Raw genomic sequence first — 2078 nt, 5'->3', positions numbered from 1 at the left:
CCCGTGCCGGTGCCCGGCGCGCCGCGGCTGGTGGTGCCCGATCCGCGCACCCCGGTCGGCCAGGCGCTGCAGCGCATCCGCCAGGCGGATGCCGGCTTCGATCCCTATGCCTTCCTGGGCGGGGCCGAGGGCGCCTTCCGCATGATCGTCACCGCCTTCGCGGCCGGCGACCGGGCGACGCTGCGCGACCTGCTCTCCGAGGACACCTATGCCGGCTTCGAGCAGGCGATCACCGCCCGCGAATCGGCCGGCGAGCGCCAGCGCACCGAGATCCATGGCGTACACGAGATGGCGATCGACGCCGCCGACCTGCGCGGCAGCGTGGCCGACATCACGCTGCGCATCGTCTCCGATCAGGTGAACCTGACCACCGGCCCGCAGGGCGAGGCGGTGTCGGGCACCGAGGCGGTGACCGAGCTGACCGATGTCTGGACCTTCCAGCGCGACCTGCGCAGCGGCGACCCGACCTGGAAGCTGGTCGGTACCCAGGCCGCCTGAGCCGGATGGCATCCTGGCTGCACCGGGCCAGGGGTGGCGACACCCCTGGCCTTTTTCATGGCCGCGCCCGGGGCGGCGCGCTGCTGGCGGCGTCCCTGCTGGCGCTGCTGACCGCCTGCACCAGCGCGCCGCGCCGCCCCGCCGAACTGCCGGGCTGGGGCGAGGACCGGCTTTCCGAGGCGCTGCCCGTCTTCATCGCCGGCTGCCGCCGCCCCGCCGCCGCTCTGCCTGAGGCGCTGTGTGGCGAGGCCGAGGCGATCCCGGCGGGCGATGATGCCGCCGCCCGCGCCTTCTTCGATGGCCGCTTCACCCCGCGCCTGGCCGGCGAGGGGCTGATGACCGGCTATTTCGAGCCCGAGCTGCGCGGCCGTCTGGAGCGGCCCGCCCATGGCCAGGGCGCCCCGCTGCGTGGCCGGCCCGAGGATCTGGTGGAGGCCGATCTCGGCCGTTTCGCCGAGTCGCTGCGCGGCCGCCGCGTGGCCGGCCGGGTGCGGGACGGCCGGCTGGAGCCCTATCCCGACCGCGCCGCCATCGAGGCCGGCGAGAGCCCCGCGCCGATCCTGCTCTGGGCGGAAGATGCGGCGGACAAGTTTTTCCTCCAGATCCAGGGGTCCGGGCGGGTGGTGCTGCCGGATGGCACGGTGCGGCGCATGGGCTATGCCGCCGCCAATGGCCGCGCCTATGTGCCGATCGGCCGGCTGCTGGCCGAGCGGGGCGAGATCCCGCGCGGCCAGGTCTCCATGCAGTCCATCCTGGCCTGGCTGCATGCGGCCGGGCCCGAGCGCGCCCGCGCTTTGATGGACGAGAACCCCTCCTACGTCTTCTTCCGCGAGGTGCCGGCGCGGCCCGAGCAGGGGCCGACCGGCTCGCTGGGGGTGCCGCTGACGCCGTTGCGCTCGCTGGCGGTGGATCGGGAGCATATCCTGCTTGGCCGCCCGGTCTGGATCGAGGTGGCGCATCCGGTGGATGGCCAGCGCCTGCGCCGGCTGGTGATCGCCCAGGACACGGGCGGCGCCATCAAGGGCGAGGCGCGGGCTGATCTGTTCTGGGGCTGGGGCGATGCGGCGCGCGAGGCGGCGGGCTTGATGCAGGGCCGCGCCACGCTGACGGTGCTGGAGCCGGCGGCGCCCTGATGGCGGGTGCAGGGGACCCTGTCCCCTGCTGGGGGAGTTTGAGGGGGCAAAGCCCCCTCAAGGCCGGGGCCCTACCCTTCTTTGAGGATTTCCAGCAGCCGCCGCACCCGCGCCTCCGGCAAGGTGCGGATGCGCCCCGCCAGGAGATTGGCCAGCTCCGTCGCCTCCGGCGACAGGCCGGAGGTGTCGATCGCCACCCGCGGATGCGACAGCCGCGCCAGCCGCACCATCTCCTCCGCATCGTCCCAGATCAGGCCGAAGAACTCGTTCACCTGATGCACCAGCCCGGCCGAGGGCCGGCCGCGCCGCCCATGCTCCAGCGCCGAGAGATAGGCGGCCGAGACATGCATCGCCGCCGCCAGCTCGGAGAGGGTGACGCCGCGCGCCTCGCGCAGCGCGCGCAGCCGGGCGCCGAAGGGGGTCATCGCGGCGCGCGGCGGCGGCGCA

At 74.5% G+C, this 2078-nt stretch carries 3 protein-coding genes; 2 read left to right on the top strand and 1 reads right to left on the bottom strand.

Annotated elements, in window-relative coordinates; all coding sequences use genetic code 11:
• On the top strand, nucleotides 1–498 hold a 498-nt coding region (locus tag HMPREF0731_RS21040; protein WP_007006258.1), incomplete at its 5' end, for a Tim44/TimA family putative adaptor protein.
• A gap of 5 nt (nucleotides 499–503) precedes the next feature.
• Nucleotides 504–1631: a murein transglycosylase A gene (gene mltA / locus HMPREF0731_RS21035; RefSeq protein ID WP_007006257.1), complete on the top strand. Its 1128-nt coding sequence runs from the start codon at nucleotides 504–506 to the stop codon at nucleotides 1629–1631.
• A 71-nt stretch (nucleotides 1632–1702) separates the two neighbouring features.
• On the opposite strand, the gene HMPREF0731_RS21030 is transcribed toward mltA, so the two are convergent.
• Nucleotides 1703–2078: helix-turn-helix domain-containing protein (locus HMPREF0731_RS21030; RefSeq protein WP_306302918.1), on the bottom strand; the 376-nt coding region annotated here is incomplete at its 5' end.

Origin of the sequence: Pseudoroseomonas cervicalis ATCC 49957 (genome assembly GCF_000164635.1) — a bacterium.
GTDB lineage: Bacteria > Pseudomonadota > Alphaproteobacteria > Acetobacterales > Acetobacteraceae > Pseudoroseomonas > Pseudoroseomonas cervicalis.
This window is presented reverse-complemented; position numbering and strand designations above follow the sequence as displayed.